The sequence below is a fragment of the endosymbiont of Lamellibrachia barhami genome, from assembly GCF_011947365.2.
GTDB lineage: Bacteria > Pseudomonadota > Gammaproteobacteria > Chromatiales > Chromatiaceae > QGON01.
This window is the reverse complement of record NZ_JAAVSH020000001.1, coordinates 2,523,520-2,545,798: the sequence shown is the minus strand read 5'-3', so window position 1 is coordinate 2,545,798 and position 22,279 is coordinate 2,523,520. Positions and strand designations below refer to the sequence as shown.

The following is a 22,279-nucleotide window of genomic DNA, read 5'->3' as shown; positions in this document are numbered from 1 at the left end:
TGTTGTACTTTAGTTTGGTTGCGTATTGCGCTCTCGGTAGAGATGCCGTCTCACTGCTTCCGGCATTATCGCTTCGTTTAGTGCCGGGGTGAATCTGTCCGGCCCGCCGTGCCTGTCGCAGTGTCTTCTCGATCGGGGACTGATGCCGCTGCAACTGCTAACGCCTGGTCGAGTCGCCACGAGTTCGTGGAGATCACTGCTGGGAATATCGGCGGTAAGTCGCGCCCTTGCCTCACCCGGCTGCAGGATGGCGCCCGCTACGGCATGATCAGGCGGTCAGAGGGTTTGTGGTAAGATCCGGTGGGAAGGTGAGCAGCCTTACTATCCAGGCCAACGGGCGAAACGGCAGATTGCGAAAGATGCCGACGAAGGCCTCCTGCATTCGATAGAGAGAGTCCTCCATCGCCCACTGCAGCAGAGGAATATCGGTAAAGCGCTGATGCCCGTCGATAAAGTGCTTGAGGGCGGCACTGGCAATGTAGAGTTCGCTCAGCAAGTCACCCAACCGTGCAGAGAGACGCTCTTTGCGTTTGAGTGCGCCGCCCAGGGTCATCAGGGCAAGATCCGCCGATAGTGCGAAGGCGGCGCTCATCCAGTTGAGCTGCTGAAAATAGTGCCCTGCCACACCCTTCACGGGGCGCTCGGAGAAACGACCACGAGTGATGCCGAGCCAAAACGTACGTGCCAGATTGGTGACGAGGAAACCAATGTGTCCGAAGAGCGCCTTATCAAAGGTACTCAACGCACGCTTCCACTCCTGTTCCTGCGCGGCGGAAAATTCCTGCAGGATGTAGGGGTGGCTGCGAATTGCACCCTGACCAAAGATGATCATACTGCGGGTCAGGATATTCGCTCCTTCCACAGTGATAGCAATGGGAATGGCCTGATAGACCCGGCCCATGAGGTTACGTGGTCCCAGGCAGATACCGCTGCCGCCCTGGATGTCCATCGCATCATTGACCACCTGGCGATAGCGTTCTGTGAGGTGGTATTTCACGATGGCAGAGATCACCGACGGTTTTTCACCACTGTCGAGCGCACTGACAGTCAGCAATCGGGCGGCATCCATCTGATAGGTGCTGCCGGCGATTCTGGCAAGTGCCTCCTCGACACCTTCAAAATTACCGATGGGTTGCCCGAATTGACGGCGTACCGCAGCATAGGTGCCGGTGTAACGGCTGGCTGCCTTGCCGGCCCCTGTTGCCAGTGCCGGTAGTGAGATACCGCGTCCTTCGGAGAGACTTTCAACCAACATCCGCCACCCCTGGCCGATGCCTGACTGCTCACCAATCACCCAGTCGAGGGGAATAAAAACATCTTTACCCCGGATGGGGCCATTCTGGAACGGGATGTTCAGTGGCATGTGACGCTGCCCGATTTCAACGCCTTTGGTTTCACTGGGAATCAATGCAACAGTGATTCCCAGGGAGGTATCACCACCCAGCAGGTGATCAGGATCGTAAAGTTTGAAGGCCAGTCCAATGAGTGTGGCCACCGGACCCAGTGTGATATAGCGTTTCTCCCAGTTGAGACGAATACCGAGCATCCGTTGGCCATTAAACTCACCCTCGGTGACCACCCCGCGATCGGGGATCGCGCCTGCATCACTGCCGGCATCGGGACCGGTAAGGGCAAAGCAGGGTATCTCCTCACCTTTGGCAAGTCTTCTGAGATAACGCTCTTTTTGCGTCTGAGTCCCATAGTGCAGCAGCAGCTTTGCCGGTCCCAGAGAATTGGGAACCATCACGGTGACGGCTGCAGCGATACTGCGGCTGGAAATCTTCATCACAATGGTGGAGTGGGCAAGGGCGGAGAATTCAAGACCGCCATAGGCGCGGGGGATGATCATGCCGAAGAGACCCGACTGTTTGATAAATGACCAAACCGCTTCCGGCAGATCCTTGTCGTGATGGGTGATCTGCCAGTCGTCCAGCATCTTACAGAGTCTTTCGACTGGACCGTCGATGAAGGCCTGCTCCTGTTCCGTCAACTGGGGTTCGGGTTGTTCCAGCAGGCGTTGCCAATCGGGTTGACCGCTGAAGAGTTCACCATCCCACCACACGTTTCCTGCGTGCAATGCCTCACGCTCTGTTGATGACATGGCGGGCATGACACGCCGGAATTGCCTTAACAGCGGGCCGCTTATCAAGCGAATACGAAGATCCGGAAGCAGGTAGAAAAACATACCAGTGCCGTAGACGATCCAGGAGACAGTTGCTCCGAATGTGCCGATCAGGCCACCCAACTGCAGAGAGATGAGCAAAGCAGGGGGCAATAAAACCCAGACGATAGCTTTAGCTGAACTGTAGGCCAGAGCCCACAGGACGATCAGAATCAGAAGAGTGCCTATTGCCGCCATCTTCACGCTCCCGCTGCTGCGCAGCTTTACATTGGGTTTAATTCTCTAACTGCTGATACGTTCCATCTCCGGTTTTTGGTTTCACCTCATGCAGATGTGTCACGGTGGCACAGGGTTCGCAGTAGTTCTGTGCCTGTTCCGTGAATTCAGACTCATTGTCGTTGTACATCATGGCTTCATCGCACCAGGGCAGACGCCGATAGACACCCAGGTCATCGAGTCCAAGAAACGGGTATTTGATGATGTTGAAATAGGGGGAGTAGTCGAAATCCTTGGGCGTGAAGAGCCTTGGATTGCGTTTGAAAAAACGGATGCTGCCGTCATCGCTGCGATCAATAAAAGGCAGGATGGGGAAATTCACCTGATTAAACGCCTCAGCCAACAGGCAGGAGCAGACCGTGCGGGTAGGACCACCTGCATTATGTTCAAAGAGACTGGATCGCCAGCGTCGCGGCAGTATCGTCCATGGGAAGAAGAAGCGGGCCACCAGATCAAGCAGATGGCGGACATCGTATCTGCTTCCAAGGCCGCGTATTGCATGGCCTATCACTGCATGAGCGTCATCCGGATCAAGTCCTGTTGGACGGCAGATGCGCAGGTGATCCATGTGGTACTTGGATACCGGAGCAACGATGGTTCCTTCATGCAGAAGAGACTCGATCAGTAACTGTTCACTGGGATCGCCCTGAAAGTGCTTTGCAATCAGAGTCTGCAGGTCGGGATCTCTGATGTCGTACAGCCGGCCGATGTAGATGGCGGAGTGTGTCCAGGCGCTTTGCGTGATGATTTTGATCACCTCACTGATCCTGCTACGCCCCTCAACCAAAAGAACATCGCCAAGACGTAACTCAAAATTGAGGCGTTTGAAATCGCACAATGGGGAGTTAGGTGGTGGGCCATCTTTGACCAGCCAATCCGAGAGCGTCTTCGATAACCACTGCACAACATCACTCATGATTAATAACCATCCGTTTTACTATGGTACTTCCCAGTATAGACAGTCTTATCGGGTTAAGGGTTGCGCGGTTTGTTTAAATAAAAGGGGAGTAAAGAAATAACAAGTATAAAAAACAATATGTTATATTTAGTTTGTGAAGTAATATCTACATAGATTAATGTTTATTGATGAACAGCCGATAGGTTATTGCATGAAAAAGTTCACACTAGCCATTAACAACTTGCCTACTGCGGTGGACGTTTTTCCCGGCAGCATTGACGGTGACAATTGAGGATTTAATCAGATAAATACCAAACACCCCGAGTGGGTTCTCAAGGAACAGGTTCACCTGCTGTTTGGAAATGCTGTCTCCGCAAACCTTGCCGTGATTGCAGCAGCGCTCCTGTTCACTATGATTATGAAAGATAGTCTTGACCGCTCACTGCTGGTTCTGTGGGTGGGTTCAATGATATTTTTTTGCGGCGTCCGTCTGTTTATATGGAAGCGCTACAATCACAATGAATATGCCGTTTCCCCGGAAATCTGGGTGCGACGATATCTACAGAGCACTCTGTTTGTCGGCCTGCTCTGGGCAAGTCTATCCCTGTTCCTCTATTTTTCTGATGACCTGGTTGTGCGAAGCCTGGTCTTTATGATGATTATTGGTGCTATTGCCGCAAGCGTCCCCGTTCTCTCCAGCATACTGCCTGCATTCTACGCTTACATCACCCCGATGACTGTCGGACTGGCGACTGCATTCATATTGGAAGGTTCAGTATTCAATATTAGTATTGGTGTTGCAGTGCCTGTCTATGCCGCGTTAATTGCGCAGACGGCGATAAATACCAATCGACACCTGCGAGAATCCCTGATACTTCAATATAAAAACCAGGCCCTTATTTCAGAACTTAATAGAGAGATTACAGATAGAAAGAGTGCACAGCAGGCACTGAAAGAACACGGTGAGCAACTCGAGAAGCAGGTTGATCTACGTACCAATCAGCTGGTCGTGATCAACAGGTCGCTGGAAAACGAAATCAGTGAGCGCAGGCGCGCCGAAGATAATCTCAAACACCTGGCCCACCACGATGCGTTGACCAATCTTCCCAATCGTCTACTGCTGGATGCCCGGCTTGAACACGCAATTGAAAGAGGGCGTAGAAACGAGACTGAGGTAGCCGTGTTGTTCCTGGACTTGGACAACTTTAAAAATATAAACGACAGTCTGGGCCATGCCGCAGGGGATGAACTATTGCGCATGGTCGGCGAACGCCTCCGCACCGGCATAAGAGAGGATGATACGGTTTCTCGATTGGGTGGCGATGAATTTGTCATCGTCATGGAACAGGTCGAAAACCAGAATGTGATCGAACATCTGGCACAAAAACTGATGACTACCCTCGAAGAGAGATTCGAGATCCAGAATCAGGCGCTATTTATCGGAACAAGTATCGGCATCAGCCTTTTCCCACAAGACGGCGATTCTGCTGAAAAGCTGGTCGCTAATGCCGATGCCGCAATGTACCGGGCAAAAGAGCAGGGGCGGCGTAATTACCAGTTTTACACCCATGAGCTGACAGAGACTGCATATGAGCGGGTTATGCTGGAGAGTGGTTTACGAAATGCGCTGGAAGCACAGGATCTGGTGCTCTATTACCAACCACAAATCTCACTTGCAGATGGCCGGATTACAGGCGTAGAGGCTCTGATACGTTGGGAACACCCTGAACTGGGCCTGCTTCCGCCGGGACGGTTCCTGCAAGTTGCTGAAGACTCAGGCCTTATCATATCTATGGGAAACTGGGTTCTACAGACTGCCTGCCAACAGATGAGTGTTTGGAAAAAGTCGGGATTCCGGCTTGAACGCATGGCGGTCAATCTCTCAGGCAGACAGATCCGTGACAACAGCCTGGTTAAAACTGTTGAAAAGACGCTTCAGTCCACCCATTGCAGGGCAGAGTGGCTCGAACTGGAGATAACCGAGAGCTTCATTATGCAGGAGACAGGTCACTCCATGAAGACACTGGACAACCTGAGAAAGCTCGGCACACACTTGGCCATCGACGATTTTGGAACCGGATACTCCTCCCTGAGCTATCTTAAACGGTTGCCTGTGGACAAACTGAAAATCGATCGCTCCTTTGTCCGTGACCTGGTCAAGGATCCCAATGATGCAGCCATTACACGGGCCATTATCGCCATGGGAAAGACGCTTCAGCTCACCATCACGGCAGAGGGTATTGAGAGCCTGGAGCAGGAGGCGTTCTTAAAGGAGCAGGGCTGTGATCAGGGTCAGGGATTTCGCTATGGACGCCCACTGGCTGCTGCCGATATCACCCACTTGCTGGAACGGGAATCACTCAACCTGAGCAGTAATCATGGTGCGCACGGCGCACCCTACATTCAGCTAAAGAAATCCTGACTTTGGCCGAAAGGAAGTAAACAGCTTTTTTATAAACAAGAAAGGTTGGCTGATTTAAGAACATACTCAAAGGAGTACTTAGTGAATAACCTTCTCAACAATCTCACTATTAAAACCAAAATCATCGGCAACGCATCGATCCTGTTGGCCCTACTCCTTGCCAGTTCGGGTTATGCGTTATACGCAATGAGCCAGGTCGGCAATGAACTCGATGCCATTGCCGAACAGGATATCCCGATGACGGAGAATATTACCGCGATCACGGAGCACCAGTTGGAGCAGGCCATCCATTTTGAACGGGCCATGCGCTTTGGAGAACTCTTGCAGCAAGAGGACAAGGCAACTGCGCGTTTCAAGGCAGAGATCGCTTTATTCGACAAACTCAGCAAGCAGGTCGATGAGGAGATCCGTGCGGGCGAACGCCTGGCTGAAGCGGCTATGGCCAAAGCCCATAGCGAGGAAGAGACAAAAGAGTTCGAGCATGTGGATCAAGCGTTGAAGAAGATCGAGAAAGAGCATGCGGATTTTGAACACCATGCCCATCAGGTCTTTGTCATGCTAGCGGATGGGAAGAGACACGAGGCCGAAACGCTTGCTGAAAAGATCGAGCACGAGGAGGAACAACTGACGGTAGAGCTCGAAGCCCTGCTGACTGAGATCGAGAAGTTCACCGAGGTAGCCGTGCGCCGTGCGGCGGAGCATGAACAGACTGCGATCTACCTGCTGAGTGGCTTTACCCTCTTGGCGCTTCTCTTCGGTGGCTTCGTGAGCTGGACTATCTCCCGTAATGTCGTGAATCGCATAGGTGAAACGGCCCGTGGACTCGAAGTTCTTGCCTCGGGTGACCTTACCCACAAGGTAACAGTCGATGGTCGGGATGAAATCGGCAAACTGCAACAATCGATGCAGACGATGCGCAACAACTTGCTGGAGATGATCTCGCAGATCAGCACCACCACCGGTCAACTCTCTACGGCGGCAGAAGAGGTGTCGGTGATAACGACACAGACCAGCGCCAATATTCAGCAACAGCAGTCCGAGACGGAACAGATAGCAACGGCGATGAACGAAATGAGCGCCACTGTGCGAGAGGTGGCGGTGAATGTCGGCAGTACAGCCTCTGCGGCAAATGGGGCCAGCAGCGAAACTGAGAAGGGACGAAAGATAGTTGCAGGAGGGGTGCAGGGAATTCAGCAACTGGCAGCACAGATTGAAGGCGCAGCGGATGTCATCGCCCAGGTAGAGACGGAAAGCGATAATATCGGCGCCGTACTGGAAGTGATCAAAAGCATTGCTGAACAGACCAATCTGCTGGCCCTGAATGCGGCGATAGAGGCGGCCCGCGCTGGTGAGCAGGGTCGCGGATTTGCCGTGGTGGCGGATGAGGTGCGCACCCTGGCAAGCCGGACCCAGGAATCCACCGCAGAGATCAACCAGATCATCGACAAGCTCCAGACCGGCTCCCGGAATGCGGTGCAGGTGATGACTCAGAGCCGTGAACACGCCAGGTCTGTTGTCGACCAGGCCGAACTGGCAGGTTCTTCATTGACCGTCATCGCAGAATCCGTATCTCAGATCGATCAAATGAGCGCCCAGATTGCAACAGCCGCAGAAGAGCAGAGCGCTGTGGCGGAAGATATGAACCGTAACATCGTGCGGATCAGTGACATGGCGAACCAAAACGCCACTGGTGCCGAGCAGACCTCCCAGGCCGGGCAAGAGTTGGCGCACATGGCCGCAACGCTGCAGGGATTGGTTGGGAAGTTCCGGGTTTAAGATGGCATTGGTGCGCTATGCGCACCCTGCTACGTCCCTCCAACAACAGAACAGGGATATTGATTGCGCGAGTACCCCGCGTTCGGTTCCAGATGGCTTGCTATGCTTATAAAGCAGAAGGCCTTCAGCATGCAAAACTGTGGAATTTGGAGGTTCTCATGAGCAATCAGTCATACTCTTTTTGTTACTAGAGCCTGTGGGTGTACACGTCTGCGGGCGATGTTCTGGGTCATTGTTGTTATTGGTCTCGTTCTTCCTTTGAATGCAGGCGCTATCGGCGACCTTTTGGTAAGCCAAAGCAGCTTTCCGTCACCAGTCGTTTCAAGGTTTGACGGGGATACGAGGCACCTAGCGGTGTATTTGCCGAAAGGCAGCTACAGCTACAGGCATTACTTCATGGTGCTGATGAACCACGGTCTCTTCACCTTTGGTGACACCGCAAAGGCCTCCTATGAACGCATGATAGCGCTGGTCGAGCGAGCGGAGAGATACCTTCAGGCCGAGGGGGCCTGGGAACTGCCTGAACACACCTATGAGGTAACGGCAACTGACCCGATTGTATTGGCGTCACTGCGCCGTGACATCTCCGCTGCCGCCGGTTTCCCGGTGGTGTTGCGCAGCCACCGCAAACCCACTGAGATGGCCTTCTGCCAACGGGATGATCTATCCGTGATCTCGCAGCAGGGCCCGGCAACACCGGATCACGTCATCCGCACCAAACGCCTTCCTCAGCTGGGTCGCGATGTAGCAAGCTATGTCCGGGACTATCGCCAATACTTTGAAAAGCAATCGCCCCAGTCGCGCACACCAGTAGAGATGCTCGACCCGGCACCCCGGGTGGTGCTGGATCCGGCGCTCGGTCTGCTCACCGTCGGTAAGAGCCCCAAAGAAGCGAAGATCATCTCCGACATCTATCGTCACACCATCGAGATCATTCAGCGCGCCGAACGACTCGGCGGCTGGCGCGCCCTGCCCGCCCGGGATATCTTCGATGTGGAGTACTGGGAGCTGGAACAGGCCAAGCTGCGCAAAGGCGGAAAGGCGCCACTGTTTCAGGGGGAGGTGGCACTGGTGACCGGTGCAGCCTCAGGCATCGGCAAGGCATGCGTGGATTCATTGTTGGCACGGGGAGCCGCCGTAGTAGGTCTGGATATAGATCCCGCCATCGAAACCCTCTACCAACGGCCCGATTTTCTTGGTATCTGCTGCGACATTACCGACAGCGCTGCCCTGCAACGATCCTTACAAAAGTCGACCCTCGCCTTCGGCGGTCTCGACATGTTGGTGCTGAATGCGGGCATGTTCCCCGGTGGCTGCCCGGTGGCGGAACTTCCCGACGACGAGTGGAACCAGGTCATGCAGGTCAATCTGAATGCCAATCTGGCCCTGTTACGGTCATCTCACCCTCTGCTTAAACAGGCGCCAAACAGTGGCCGGGTGGTGGTGATCGGTTCAAAAAACGTGCCCGCCCCAGGCGCAGGCGCGGCAGCCTACTCCGCATCAAAAGCCGCACTCACCCAGCTTGCCCGGATAGTCGCACTGGAGTGGGCCAAAGACGGCATTCGCATCAACATCCTGCATCCCGATGCTGTTTTCGACACCGGCATCTGGACTCAGGAGGTGCTGCAGGCCCGCGCCGGCCACTACGGCATGAGCGTGCAGGATTACAAAACAAGAAATCTGCTGAAGACAGAGATCAGCAGCCACGACGTGGCGGAACTCACCGCCGAACTCTGCGGTCCGTTGTTCGCCAAAACCACAGCCGCGCAGATCCCGATTGATGGGGGAAACGAGCGGGTTGTTTAGGCAGAACCTTCACTGCGGCAAATAACGCCGGGGCAGTCCTCCCTGACCGCCTCTGGAGTATCCCGACCCAGATCAACGAGCGGAGCAGTTCAATCGCCTGCTGACCCGGCGGATAGACCTTGGCCTCTTTGTGAAGAGGCAATGTTTACCCTGACATCCAATAGCCTCAACGTGAGCTATATTTACAGCTAGTGCTCCTCAAAACCTGATTTAGGTAAAAAATCCAACCACTGCTGGAGATGCAAGTGTCAGAAAGGATCGCACAAGACATCCCGGTTTCTGATTCTCAGAAACATTCTGAGAGATCCACCAGAAAGCTTGTGAGGTTCCCGCTTCAGATAATCATCGGGTTTCTTATTACTTTACTGCTTAGCTCGGTAAGCCTTTCGATATCCTGGTATAACTTCGAAAAAAACAAGGCCATCACCCTCTCCGCCACACAGGCGCTGTTCAACCGCATTGAACGGCAGACGTCTGAACGTATACAGGGCATCTATTCGCCAGCGGCAATGTTGGTCAATCTCACTGCTGAGCTTGAGCAGGCACAAAATAGTGAAGCAGCACAACATCAAAAACTGTTTCATGCGTTCATTGCCGCACTGAGGGGGAATCCCTATTTGGCATCCATCTACATTGGATATGCGGATGGGAAACACTATCTTGTAAGGACTACACGCGAAGGTAAGGATGAATGGTCCGACACAAACCTGCCTGCTGATACTGCGTTCATGGTTCAGTACGGGGCGCAACGTGAAGACAGCCAACAGGAGATCAGCTATGTCTATTATGATTCGGATCTCAAACCTGTTGGTCGTCTGGAAGGCGTCGATTCAAACTATGACCCCAGGCAACGGAGCTGGTATCAAACGGCTCTTAACAGCGAAAAGCTGATACAGACCGCACCGTATATCTTTTTTACCACCCGTGATGTAGGTGTCACGCTGGCGCGACATCTGCCGCAATCCTCTGGAGTTGTGGCTGTAGACCTCAGGTTGAATGAAATATCGACGGAATTGTCGAGTCATCTAATTACACCATCAACAGAGGTTGTCGTATTTGATTCTGAAGGGACTGTAATCGCTTACTCAGATGTGGAACAAGTAAGCCGCCATGCTGGAGAGGGAGGTCATGAATCCTTGATTACTGCTCATTTATCTGATCTCCGTAATCCAGTTTTGCATCAGTTATATAAGACCCTTACTTCAGATAGCCATGACAGGCAGCTAAATATATCAACTGAGACGCAGGAGTGGATAGGAACCCTGTCGCCGTTGCCGTTGCAAAGCGGTGAGAGCGCCTATCTTGCGATTCTCTCTCCACGGGATGAACTCCTGGCGCCGCTGGAAATGATCCGAACAGAGAGTGTACAGATGTCCTTGGCGCTGCTTTTTATATCAATTTTGATTGGCTGGTGGATATCACGGCGCATCTCTCTTCCTATTCATCTTCTTGCGCAAGAGGCACAGGAAATTCGAAAAATGAAGTTGGATATCCCGATTGAGGTGCATTCGCATATCAACGAGATTCACACTCTGTCTGAAACCATGTCAGTCATGAAGACGTCCATTCAACAATTCATTGATATCGGCAAGGCGCTTTCAACTGAGAGGAATCTGGATCATCTCATGGAGAAGATTCTTCTTGAGGCTCAACAAGTTTGCAATGCGGATGCGGGATCTATTTGTCTTCTAAATGATGATGAAGACAAACTTGAATTTTCAATTCTGAGAAATGACAAAACAGATGAATTTTATGGTGGATCAACAGCGAACAAACCCCCATTCGAGCCGATTTTCCTCTCCAGCGAAAAGGAAAAAGACAGCGTAACGGTAACTGAGAGTGTTGTTCGATCAGGTAAAACCCTGGCCATTGAAGATCTGTCTGTCCATGACGACTGCAGTGAGATTCGGCAGCGATTTGAGAGGAAGGACTACCCGTGTGTTTCCATGCTAGCCCTCCCGTTAATCAATCAACGGACTGAAATCATCGGCGTCATCGAATTGGTCAATGCCCGTCATCCAACCACAGACGAGTTGATTGGCTTCAGCCCAGCGGTAATCTCTTACGTGGAGGCCCTCTCATCAAGCGCCGCCATTGCCCTCGATAATCGACGCCTGCTAAAAGAACAAAAGGATCTGTTTGATGCTGTCGTCCAGGTGTTGGCTGGCGCCATCGATGCAAAGTCACACTACACCAGCGGGCATTGTCAACGGGTACCAATCCTGGCGCATGAACTGGCTATTGAGGCCACCCAATCAACAGCCCCACCATTCAGGAAATTCACCCTTTCAGAGGAACAGTGGTATGAACTCTATCTTGCAAGTTGGCTGCATGATTGTGGAAAAGTCACCACACCGGAATATGTTGTCGACAAAGCGACAAAACTTGAGACCATCTACAACCGTATCCATGAGATACGATTACGCTTTGAACTCCTTTGGCGGGATGCTGAAATCAGCTATTTAAAGGCACTTTCAGAAGAAAAAGACCATAAGGAGGCACTGCAAAAAAGATTGAGCGCACAGATTAAGCAAATCCGTGAAGACTATGCTTTTGTAGCTGAATGCAATATCGGGGAAGAACGCATGGCGGCTGAAAAGATTTTACGATTGAACGAAATCGCAACACAAACATGGACGCGTAACCTGGATGATCGCCTTGGTATTTCACCGAAGGAGCTGTCCAGAAAGGAGTCCGTACAAGGGATTCCACCTACACTTCCTACCAATGAACCTCTTCTGGCAAACAAAGCCGAACATATTATTCCTCACAGAGACGAGCTCGGCCCATTTGCAGACAACCCCTATGATTTTCAAATGGAGGCGCCGAAGTATGCCTTTAACCTGGGTGAGCTTTACAGCCTCAGTATTGAACACGGCACGCTTACAAAAGAAGAACGTTTTAAGATCAATGAGCACATCACACAAACCATCATCATGCTGAAGCAACTGCCGTTTCCAAAAGAACTGCGGCATGTCCCTGATTGGGCTGGCAGTCATCATGAAAAGCTTGACGGAAGCGGATATCCACGTCGTCGTTTCGCAGACTCCCTTTCCATCCCGGAACGCATCATGACGATTGCTGATATCTTCGAAGCCCTGACAGCATCAGACAGACCTTATAAAAAATCCAAGTCAATCAACACAGCGCTTAAAATTATGAGCCAAATGAGCAAGGAGAATAAAATTTGCCCTCACTTGTATGAATTATTTCTGACATCAGGCGTCTATTCCCGCTATGCAGAAGAGTATCTATTACCTGAACAAATCGACAAGGTGGATATAGATGCATTGCTTTCGTGGCAAGCCAATGACCCGACAAATCGATAGGGGCGGATTTGATTGATTTCACGAGGCTCGGCAAGCCACAAACGTTAGAAATATTTATCCGGGATTATTTCATCCAATGCGACTAACGCGATCAATCCAGAGTAAATTATGGCACCGATTGCCCAGCTTCTCCCCCGTTGAGCACCCTCACGGAACTCGTAATATGACCGCAGGCTCAAGACCAGAGCAAGTAGGCCAAGAACCAACCCAACTATGGCCGCCTCTAACGGCACGTCATCTGAACCTATAGCAAACATGCCAACTACAGACAGCGCGAGACTTGTAAAAGTTTTCCAACCAATCTTTTTGGGATTTATATCAAAGCGTCTGATCGATTCAAGCAGTGAATGCATACCTGCGTGCCATGCACTATCCTCTATGCTCAGCGGCTCGATATATGCGAGCTTCTTCAGAGGATCTGGCAACTCTTCCTGGTGAAACCTTTTCGCACCGCCGACAAGAACCGGAATAACAGGTATGTCACGATTAAGCGCCGTGGCAATTTCCAGGAGAACGTAATCGTTCGGCTCATCGATACGCCGGCCGCCGCTCGCACCCTTGTGCTCCAACCAATGCGGACCAATCACGGCAACTAACACGGAGCAGTCCTTTAGTGCCTTATCGATAGCTTGCTGCCAGTCTGAGCCACCGTGCAAGGTCGCTTGGTCCTGAAAAATATTGCCTGCTCCAAAATGCGAAACGAGCGTGTCAGCAATCCTTCCAGCTCGCATCAACGTGCCTTGCTGTCTATAGCTCACAAAGATTTTGCTCATGCCTCAATCCTTATCGGCTGCTTAAAATACACTCTAGGATTAACGATAAGCTTAGCAGACAAACACCCTCTGATTAGGCCTCTGTGGTCGCAGGCTCTAAAAAGGCATGATGGTGCGAAAACCCGACATCACCGGACTGATTGTGTGGGACATGTTGCCGACATCATGGGTCATCACGCCAACACTACGATTGAGGTGGGACATACTGCCATTCATACCCTTCACCTGGGTGTTGATCTGCCCAATGTTATCGTTCATGTCAACCATATGGTTATCGATTTGGTTCATGTTTCCGTTCATGACAAAGAGGGCTGTTCACCCTCGTTTCCTGCAATATGCTTAAGTAATATTGGGACGAAAGTCCCAATTCTGCCAGCATTGCGTGGGTAATATACGGCGTGTGAATTGCCCATTTGTGACGACTGAGAATTAACAAGCGACACGTTCTTTTCGGGCAGAAAAAGGGGAACAGGAATCCCGCGACCCGCCTTATCTCACGATCAAAAAATATTCCGGGTTTGTGACTTTTTCCAGGAGTCGCCGGGCACCCGGCTCCCGCAGTCTTGGAAACACTAATGTACTGGCTGTTGAAAACAGTCTGTTCCATCAGGTGCTCAACTGCCTCAGGCAGTCAATAAAATCACTCACAAGGATTGCAGTGATTTTCCAACCACGCGTGTCCAACACATGGCTTATGTAGCGGGCAGTTGATCCACTAGGGGTTAGAAATGATATGTTCTCCCTGTAACACCGGCTGGAAATCAGTAAAGCTAAATAGTCTTTTCTGGCCGAAGCGATTTCTCATCGTGCTTGCCACGATACTGTTTGCATTAACCACAACAGGCGCGGTCTGGGCCGACGATGATCGATATCGCGTTGAAAATAATTTTGTTATCAAAAAGGTCGAATGGAGAGCTGACAAACGGGAACTGAAGGTTGAGGGTAAGGGACGAGACGGCCACAGGGTAAACGTGGTCAATGCCTTTGACACCAGCCAGGTGTTTGGACAGGACGAGGTGGAACACGGCAAATGGAAGGTGAAGGCCAAACGTCCTTTGCCCGTACCTTGTCGCGTGCTGGCCACCCAGTCTGATGGCAAGATGGTCGAACGGGACGTCAAGAACGCCCCCAATGACTGTGCGCCTAAAGACGGCGACAATCAGCCTCCAGTCAATGTGCTGCCTACTGCCAACGCCAACGGTCCCTACATGGGCACTGTAGGAGAGTCCATTAGCTTCGATAGCAATGGCTCAAGCGACTCTAACGGCAGCATTGCCTCCTATGCCTGGACATTCGGTGACGGTGCATCCAGCAACGAGGACAACCCGAGCCACACATACCATGCACCAGGCACCTACCAGGTAATCCTGACCATCACCGACAATGACGGCGCTACCGACACGGATACCACCACGGCGACTATAACTGACGATCAGCCACCACCAGCGGTTAACAATCCGCCTACCTGCGCTATCGACACGCCATCCGGTAACGTCACCATCACCGTGGGTGGTTCCGTGAACTACAGCGCGACGGTTACCGATGCGGACAACGACCCGCTGACTATCAGCTGGAGCTTCGGCGGCGGTAGCCCAGCCAGCAGCAGCGTTGTGGATCCTGGCAACATCAGCTACAACTCAGCAGGTGTATTCACCACCACATTGAACGCCAGTGACGGCCAGGCCGGTTGTGCACAGCAGACCCGCACCATCACGGTACAGGATATTTCGCCGCCGCCAGTCGTCCCGGCCCCGGATGTTTCCATCAACTCCACCAGCCGGAATTCGACTGACATGGGTGTTGTCCCAAACAATGAGGGTCCGGTAGCGGAGGAACCCTTTGTTGGCAACACCACCCACAGGGTAATGGCCATCAACGATCTGGGCATGCACTGCGGCGATTTCGATACCCGTATTGCGAGCATCCTGCCGCCGTTCCAGGTCCTGTTGGCGCAGGTGGTGCAGAGGGGGGCCACTCCTAAACTGCTCGATAATACACAGGCCGAGGTTGTCTACTCAGCGGTGTCCAATCCCAATGATCCGATCCTGAACAATCCCAACGTCTTTACAGGCGTGGCACCGGACGGCAGTGTGTTCAAGACAAACTTCTGGAATACTGTCGCGGCAGGGGCCTATGACGCATTCTATCCCCCACAGGTGACACCTTTGGCTGGTGGCGTTATGGGTATGACAGATGATATTGGCCTGCCGGTACCCAACCTGGAAGAGCTCTACATAGGTGCTGACGGTCTACTCAACAGTGGTGACGAGAGCCTGGTGGCCACCATGCACGCCATGCCCGGGATGACGGCGCCTTATCTGGGCAACATGCCCCATGTGGCCGAGGAGTTCTATAATGACAAGCCGTTCTTCGTGAACTTCCCCTTTGGCTATGTGGCGGAAAAATTGAACTGGTTTGAGGGTGCCGGCATTCCATTCGCTGCATTTGACGACTTCGGTCGCGAGAATCCCTATCCGCTGGTGCGGGTGCAGGCCAACGTGGGAGGCAACACCGTAGCAACCACTGATACGGTGCTGCCGATCTCCGGTGAGGCGAGCTGTAAGAACTGCCACTCAGCGGACGTAACCGACACACCGCATGCCGGTGCAGCACTGGTTGATCTGGCGAACGTGGCCGACCAGCTCGATGATCCAGCTCTGGGCAATCTACCGTTGAACGTGAGCATCGAGTATGCCACCGACATCAACATCCTGCGTCTGCACGACCAGAAACATAACACCAGTCTGGAGAGTGAGGCCCCGGTAGTCTGCCAGCGCTGTCACTACACACCGGCGCTGGACCTGGCCCATGTGGGTCCATTGGGACCAGAGAACGACCCCGTCAACGCCAATGGCCGGACACAGCTGACTCAGAGCACCATGTCCAACGTCATGCACAGCCACCACGGTGCCACGGGTCTGTTCCCGGAGATTCCGGCGCCAATCCAAAACGCTGATGGCATCGTCACCAACCAGGCTGCACGTGTGACCGCCATGGAGGAGAGCTGCTACCAGTGTCATCCGGGCAAGGACACCCAGTGTCTGCGCGGTGCCATGTTCAACGGAGACATGCTCTGTAGCGACTGCCACGGCAACATGCAGCAGGTCGGTGCAGACTTCTCACAGAATGTTTCTCCGACCAATGTGGGCGCCTTTGAACTGACCGGTAACTTCTATGATCCGAATGACCCGCAGCCGCGCGTTCCCTGGGCCAATGAGCCAGGTTGCGGCTCATGCCATACCGGTGATGTCACCACCAACCAGACAGGAGATGCCGGCACTGTGGTCAACACACGGGACGTGGATGGCAATGTGGACGGTATCCGTCTGCGTCAGGCCTTCCTAACAGGTGATGCCAAGGCGACACCGATCGTACCGGACAATAACCGCTTTGCTGAAAATATCGTACCAGCCAGCTTCAACGGCACGGCCAACCCGGGTGCGGGCAATCCGCAGCTCTACCGGGTGAGCACGGGTCACGGTGGCGTGATGTGCGAGGGTTGTCATGGTGCAACCCATGCGGAGTGGCCAAATGCCAATCCGATGTCCAACGACAATGTCACAGCAAACCAGCTGCAGGGGCACACGGGCACCATCGTCGAGTGCGACACTTGCCACACCAATGCCGACAGCTTGAGCCCCAACGGTTCTCTCCAGGGTCTGCAAGGTCCTCACGGAATGCATGCGGTGGGTATCACCAGCTTTGCCGACGCCAAGCATAAGGAGAAACTCGACAAGGATGCCTGCCGTGCATGCCATGGTCAGAACGGCGAAGGTTCTGTGCTCTCACGTACTGCGGCCGACCGCGACTTCCGGGGTATAAAAGATGGTGGTTTTGTGCCCAAGGGTACACCCGTCACCTGCTCGGAATGTCACAGCAACAAGCTGTGACAACGGCCTAAACTGTAGCGACAAGCGGCACGGACGCTGCCCATTCATCACAGGCCCCGACCGGTTGCCCGGCCGGGGCCTTTTCATGTCCAATCGATAGGGTCAGACTCAATCGATAATGACTTGGTCACTGCATTTCGCAGGGTACCATCTTACTTCTTCCGCACCAGATAGATCAGCCGTTGCTCGGTGATGGACTCATCGATCAATTCGTAGAGACCATGTGCAGTCCGGTACCTAGATCTCGCACTGCCATACTCAGGATTGGTTGCCGTAATTTTGGGTGTGGCCCGAATCATTTCTGGCGAATGCTGCCTTGGTGCGAATGATGGGAAGCGGGCAGTCGAGACCGCTGACGTTCAGTTCCTGGTCGAAGTTTTATTAATAGCCATCTGTTAATGTCACCGTTGCGAAAAAGAAGGTTCCAGGGGCTGTCGATGCTCCACTAGCTGATTGACTATTTATCAATCGAGTCTGCCCATTTTAATTTTACAATTCAGCAGCTATTTGTTGCGCGATTGCTTTGGCTGCATCAGATAGACCATCTGCAGCATTATCAGCTTGGGTTATCAATTCATTCGAATCCACTCCAATGATCCTGACTGGCAACTGGGGCTGACTTTAGCTGCATTGTATATTTTAACTCAAGGTTCGAGTTTCAAAATCCGTAAAATCGATTTAATAGTCCCCTCAATCTGCTCCAATTGCACAATAGAAACGTCTTCAAGCTGAAGGCTTTTCTGGATAAAAACTCATAGACGCGGTTATCAATTGCCAGCATAATAGTGTCGACTGAACAACCAAGCGTTTTCCGCTGTAGTTCATTGAGCATTGCCGGATATGATGGCGCAGAAAATATTTGCCGCCAACACGTCCGGCAAAACTGGTCGTTGTACTTCAACGGGTTGTTCATCACGTAGATGTAGCGGTTGAAGTTCTGCGACAGGCCGGGTTCCTGGATGTAGCTGTCTGCCGAGAGGAATCGGCCTATCTCGGGATCGTAGAGCCTGGCGTTCATGTGCACCAGACCGATATTGTCGATCTGTTCGTGGCCGGTGTAGCCCCGGTTGGTCAGTTTGCGCTGGAACGACTGGTCGATCTCTTGTCCATTGACCGCCCGGCGCTGGCCGAAGGGGGTGTAACCCATGCGGGCGATAATTGCTCCGTGAGAGTCGGTGATGGTGTCAACGCTGCCGAGTGCATCTTTGTGCAGGTAGCGGGTCTGGTCTGCCTGCTTCTGACCGTTTTCGATAGTTCTGACCTGGATCGCGATGACTTCTCCATCGGCGTAGATGAAGTGTTTTTTACGTTCGATGTGGTTGCCGTCCATATCCACGGCATCAATCAATTCGTAGCCTTTTCCGATGTACCAAGTGGTCTCCTGTCCCTCTTTGTCGAGGCTCTGTTTACTGACTCGGTTGTTGTCAGGACCGTATTCAAAACTCACGTCGGCATCTTTTGTCTTGATCCTCGATGGCTTGTTGAATGAAGTCCATTCGATTTCACGTCCACTGCCGGAGACCATGTTACCGTTGGCGTCATAGGCGTAATCTTCGTAGGTGCCGTTGTTGCGGTTGAGTGAGAGGATGCGGTTGCCTTGGTCGTAGGACATGGCGCCAGTGTTGGATTTGTACAGGATGTTGCCGTTGATGTCGTAGCTGTAGCTGAGGTTTTCACTCACGCCGGTGGCGGCATCGAAGTAGCTGGCCTGTTGCAGACGGTCGAGGCTATCGTATTGGTAGCTTTCGGTGATGCCGTTAATCCGATCATCTCGCTGGATGACGTTATCCGTGTTGTCGTAGCTGTAGTGCAGGTTGCGGATCGGGTTGTTCTCTGCGACGCCGGTTTTGATCTCCTTGAGACGGCCGCTATAGGGGTCGAAGATGCGTTGGGTCAGGTAGCCGTTGCCGGTGAATTCACCTTTCAGACGACCAGAGGCATCCCGGCTGGTGGCTGACCAGAGGGTGACAAAACCCTCATTGTTGTTGTGCTCGTCGAGTTGACGTTCGATGGTGTCCATCGAAGCCTTATAATCTTCGATCTTATCCATGAATTCTCGAGCAATGTTTGCCTGTTGCCTGGCCTGCAGATAGAGTTCTTTTGCCTGTCTGGCATACAGCTCAGCATCCCGACGGGCGTTCTGCTCAATGGTGCGATAGATTTCTGCCTCTTGGTTTTTTCGGCGGCCAGTTTTGACAACCTTTCTGATTGGGCTTTAGTGCTCTTCGCATGTTTTGAATAGAGACTCGAGAGCCTGATTTGCTTGGGTGGCCCAGATTCACACCATTTCGCTTCATGGACCTGGACTAAGCCAAACATCTCAGGATCTTTGTTTCTGACCCACCTCGTTCGGGTATTCCCTGTCCGCTTTGCCTCCTGAACCTTTATCTCAAATTGGCTGATTCCAGAGACATTCCACGGATCGTACTCCTTCCAACCACAATCTTGTGGTTTTGGCAGCCAGGATGAACTCACTGTTTCAGTCGTTGATCCATAACTCGCACACTTTCCTTTCCTCCCGTATGCACTGCAATAGGAATACTTGTAGTAGGCTTTCCCTCCCGATGATTTCGAATAGGTAAAATAGGCATTGCCAAACACGCGCCAGAGCCTGCTGGCTTGCTTGGCATAATAATCCGATTGGCTCTGGAAATGACTGGCTTTAGCCAATAACTTGCTTGCTGTCGCTTCAAGCCGAACCAAGTCGTCCTCAGCCTGTTTTTCAGCCTCAAGCGCTGCCAACTCAAGCGCTCTGATCGTTTCAGATTTTTCGACAAGTGCTGCAGCCTGCCGTTGAGAGGAGACCTTGCGCCCCTCAAGCTTATAGATCTCCCTCAAGAAAGCGCTCAACGACTCTTCAAGCCGAACATAGTCATAATCCCACACCTGCTTTTTCGGCATGCGTACGGTTTTTAGATAGCCGTCTTGGTTGTAGACCCGTTCGATCTCTACACCGTCAGGAAATATCTCTTTGAAGGGACGGGATTTGGCATCGTAAGCGACCCGTTTCGTAAAGCTCTTCTCTCCTATCTTTGTCTTGGTGGATAAAGCACGACCAAGGGCATCGTACTCAAACGAACGTCTGTTACCAGGTGATGTGGTTATGGCGAGTTTACCGATGCCGTTTTCCGCTGTGTCGTACTCCCAGGTTGCAACCCCTTCTACGGTCTCTCGTCTGACCAAACGGCCAAGCAAATCATGGTATTGCTTGACCACCTGCCCCTTGGCATCCTGTTGCCGTAATAATTCACCGTAGGCGTTGTATCGATATGTCCAATGCCCCATTGAGGGATCATCCATGGAGACCTTGTTGCCTCGGTTGTCATAGCGATTGCGAATGATGAATCCATTGGTGTCTGTTGCGATCAGGTTGCCGATGGGATCGTAGCTGTAGGTGATGTTGGATATGCCTGTTTCGACAACCTGCGCATTTTTTTCCAGCAGGTTTTTCGTTACCACCCTTGCGCGGCCTTCCGCATCGATCATTGTGGTGGTCAATCCCTGGTAGCTGTAGTAGGTGGGGATATGGCCCGTCTCGGAGGGTTTGTTCTGCACCACCACCCGGCCCATCTCGTCGTACTCACTGGTGACCCAGTATGAGTTCGCGCCGGGGAACTCGCCCTCGTAGTAAGGCAAGGTGGCGGCGATAATCTGACCCTTTGCGTTGTACTGTTTGTCCTGGTAGACGTTCTTTCCATTGAATCCACGAGTGACGCTTCTCACCTCACGGCTCAGGGCGTCATAGTAGACGGCCTTGGGTGGTGCGCCGGTGGCGTGCTCAGTGATCTTGTAGACGCTGAAGTCATCAAAGATAAGACCGGCGTTGGCGCCGTCACTCCACTCGTAGGCCCAGTGGGTCTCTGTGCCATCGGCGCGGCGCTCCGTTGTTTTACGGCAGAGACTGTCGTAACCCCAGTGGGTGCTGATGCCGTTGGGACCGGTCTGCCTGACCGGCAGGCCGCAGCGCGGGTCGTATTCGATGGTTTCCTGTGGCCCAGCGCGTTGGCACGGTTGATGGGGAAACGTCCTGAACTATCATAGGTGGCAGATGAGTGACGAGGTTCCACGCCCTGACCGCTCAAGACGGTGCCGGTACGATTGCCATATTCGTCGTATTCAAACTCACTGGTCAGGCTGAGGCTGCTGCCCGGTTCGATAACCTCGCTACGCAATGCGCCGGTGGCGTGATCGTATTCAAAACCGGTCGAGCGGGTCAGCGTACCTTCACGGGTAGTGTGGGTAACCTCCACGTTGAGCGGCTTGCCAATCAGCCAGGCAGACGCATCGTTGCGGTAGACACTACTGGTCTCCTTTCTGACAAAATCGCCATTTGCCCCGTTGATCTCCACCACCATGCGCAGCGCATTACCGTACTCATCGTACTCCGCATGGTTGGTCTGTTCGGTTTTGATGTAGTTGCCATCCAGTTCATAGTGCTCCAGCACTTGGGTATGGGGCTGCACGCTGACGACATTGTCGTAGACCCTTGGCAGTTCACGATAGGTCAAACTGTTCCTGAGGATAACCACATCACCAACAAGCTCTTCTATCTCCCGCACCCGACCGCTGAAATCACCGTCCTGATAGTAGCGGGTGATATGTTTTCTGTTGGTGGTGTGGTTATGGCTGCTGACTTCGGCAAACCCGAGGCTACCGTCGTCTTTGTGGGTCTTCGGCCGGCATGATGGTAACTGATGCGAGTTTCATACCACCGATGCCATCAGGGTTGAAATACTGCGCGCACCACCTGGTGACACCCCGCAAATCAAAGACGGGCGCGACGGCATCTAATGTAACCTGTAGAGATCATCGTCACTCGAATATACTCAAATTCCGTACGGTTCCATATCCTGTGGTAACCGCAACCAGTAATTAATCGCTTGTTATCGTGCCGATAGTTGCAGTTGATGCCGCGCCAACCGGTAACAGACATCAGGTGAACCATCGTTGTTGATGTCGGTCATGCGCAATGGGTTCTCTTTCGGCA

The 22,279-nt window shown here is 52.6% G+C and carries 13 protein-coding genes and 1 pseudogene; 5 read left to right on the top strand and 9 right to left on the bottom strand.

Going from position 1 to position 22,279, the window contains the following annotated elements; genetic code table 11:
- Positions 1-268: 268 nt before the first annotated feature.
- Both G9Q73_RS11485 and G9Q73_RS11480 read right to left on the bottom strand, forming a co-directional pair.
- On the bottom strand, positions 269-2,359 hold the full coding sequence (locus G9Q73_RS11485; protein WP_304956592.1) for an acyl-CoA dehydrogenase: 2,091 nt from the start codon (positions 2,357-2,359) through the stop codon (positions 269-271).
- A gap of 37 nt (positions 2,360-2,396) precedes the next feature.
- Positions 2,397-3,314, bottom strand: a complete 918-nt coding sequence (locus G9Q73_RS11480) for a hypothetical protein (protein ID WP_177419910.1) — start codon at positions 3,312-3,314, stop codon at positions 2,397-2,399.
- Positions 3,315-3,843: 529 nt separating this feature from the next.
- On the opposite strand from G9Q73_RS11480, the gene G9Q73_RS11475 reads away from it, so the two are divergent.
- The 4 genes from G9Q73_RS11475 to G9Q73_RS20500 all read left to right on the top strand — a co-directional run bounded on the left by G9Q73_RS11475 (position 3,844) and on the right by G9Q73_RS20500 (position 12,629).
- A complete protein-coding gene (locus G9Q73_RS11475; RefSeq protein ID WP_177419909.1) occupies positions 3,844-5,718 on the top strand; it encodes a putative bifunctional diguanylate cyclase/phosphodiesterase in 1,875 nt (624 codons plus the stop codon).
- Between the two features lie 81 nt (positions 5,719-5,799).
- Positions 5,800-7,494, top strand: a complete 1,695-nt coding sequence (locus G9Q73_RS11470; RefSeq protein ID WP_177419908.1) for a methyl-accepting chemotaxis protein — start codon at positions 5,800-5,802, stop codon at positions 7,492-7,494.
- Between the two features lie 354 nt (positions 7,495-7,848).
- Positions 7,849-9,300: an SDR family NAD(P)-dependent oxidoreductase gene (locus G9Q73_RS11465; protein WP_369408885.1), complete on the top strand. Its 1,452-nt coding sequence runs from the start codon at positions 7,849-7,851 to the stop codon at positions 9,298-9,300.
- A gap of 245 nt (positions 9,301-9,545) precedes the next feature.
- On the top strand, positions 9,546-12,629 hold the full coding sequence (locus tag G9Q73_RS20500) for an HD domain-containing phosphohydrolase (protein WP_177419906.1): 3,084 nt from the start codon (positions 9,546-9,548) through the stop codon (positions 12,627-12,629).
- A 44-nt stretch (positions 12,630-12,673) separates the two neighbouring features.
- On the opposite strand, the gene G9Q73_RS11455 is transcribed toward G9Q73_RS20500, so the two are convergent.
- Both G9Q73_RS11455 and G9Q73_RS11450 read right to left on the bottom strand, forming a co-directional pair.
- Positions 12,674-13,402, bottom strand: a complete 729-nt coding sequence (locus G9Q73_RS11455) for a toll/interleukin-1 receptor domain-containing protein (RefSeq protein WP_177419905.1) — start codon at positions 13,400-13,402, stop codon at positions 12,674-12,676.
- 96 nt (positions 13,403-13,498) lie between these two features.
- The gene (locus tag G9Q73_RS11450; protein WP_177419904.1) at positions 13,499-13,690 is read right to left on the bottom strand and encodes a hypothetical protein; all 192 of its coding nucleotides are present in this window, start codon (positions 13,688-13,690) and stop codon (positions 13,499-13,501) included.
- Between the two features lie 518 nt (positions 13,691-14,208).
- On the opposite strand from G9Q73_RS11450, the gene G9Q73_RS11445 reads away from it, so the two are divergent.
- Complete coding sequence (locus G9Q73_RS11445) at positions 14,209-17,292, top strand: PKD domain-containing protein (RefSeq protein ID WP_369408884.1); 3,084 nt, start codon at positions 14,209-14,211, stop codon at positions 17,290-17,292.
- A 152-nt stretch (positions 17,293-17,444) separates the two neighbouring features.
- On the opposite strand, the gene G9Q73_RS20715 is transcribed toward G9Q73_RS11445, so the two are convergent.
- The 5 genes and pseudogenes from G9Q73_RS20715 to G9Q73_RS11430 form a co-directional block, all read right to left on the bottom strand.
- On the bottom strand, positions 17,445-17,591 hold the full coding sequence (locus G9Q73_RS20715) for a hypothetical protein (RefSeq protein ID WP_304956591.1): 147 nt from the start codon (positions 17,589-17,591) through the stop codon (positions 17,445-17,447).
- Positions 17,581-17,655, bottom strand: a pseudogene (locus G9Q73_RS20495) (sulfurtransferase TusA family protein); the annotation flags it as partial. The pseudogene G9Q73_RS20495 and the gene G9Q73_RS20715, both read right to left, overlap by 11 nt.
- 295 nt (positions 17,656-17,950) lie before the next feature.
- Positions 17,951-19,333 carry an RHS repeat domain-containing protein gene (locus G9Q73_RS19645; RefSeq protein WP_369408953.1) on the bottom strand — a complete coding sequence of 461 codons (1,383 nt, stop codon included), beginning with the start codon at positions 19,331-19,333 and terminating at the stop codon, positions 17,951-17,953.
- On the bottom strand, positions 19,216-21,015 hold the full coding sequence (locus tag G9Q73_RS20490) for an RHS repeat domain-containing protein (protein WP_177419902.1): 1,800 nt from the start codon (positions 21,013-21,015) through the stop codon (positions 19,216-19,218). Before G9Q73_RS20490 ends, G9Q73_RS19645 begins: the two co-directional genes overlap by 118 nt.
- A gap of 8 nt (positions 21,016-21,023) precedes the next feature.
- The gene (locus G9Q73_RS11430) at positions 21,024-21,851 is read right to left on the bottom strand and encodes a hypothetical protein (RefSeq protein WP_177419901.1); all 828 of its coding nucleotides are present in this window, start codon (positions 21,849-21,851) and stop codon (positions 21,024-21,026) included.
- Positions 21,852-22,279: the final 428 nt, after the last annotated feature.

Excerpts from the sequence above, each read along its gene's own strand:
- G9Q73_RS20715 (WP_304956591.1), bottom strand. The coding sequence starts at position 17,591 with ATGATTCGGGCCACACCCAAAATTACGGCAACCAATCCTGAGTATGGC.
- G9Q73_RS11480 (WP_177419910.1), bottom strand. The coding sequence starts at position 3,314 with ATGAGTGATGTTGTGCAGTGGTTATCGAAGACGCTCTCGGATTGGCTG.
- G9Q73_RS11455 (WP_177419905.1), bottom strand. The coding sequence starts at position 13,402 with ATGAGCAAAATCTTTGTGAGCTATAGACAGCAAGGCACGTTGATGCGA.
- G9Q73_RS11485 (WP_304956592.1), bottom strand. The coding sequence starts at position 2,359 with ATGGCGGCAATAGGCACTCTTCTGATTCTGATCGTCCTGTGGGCTCTG.
- G9Q73_RS11450 (WP_177419904.1), bottom strand. The coding sequence starts at position 13,690 with ATGAACCAAATCGATAACCATATGGTTGACATGAACGATAACATTGGG.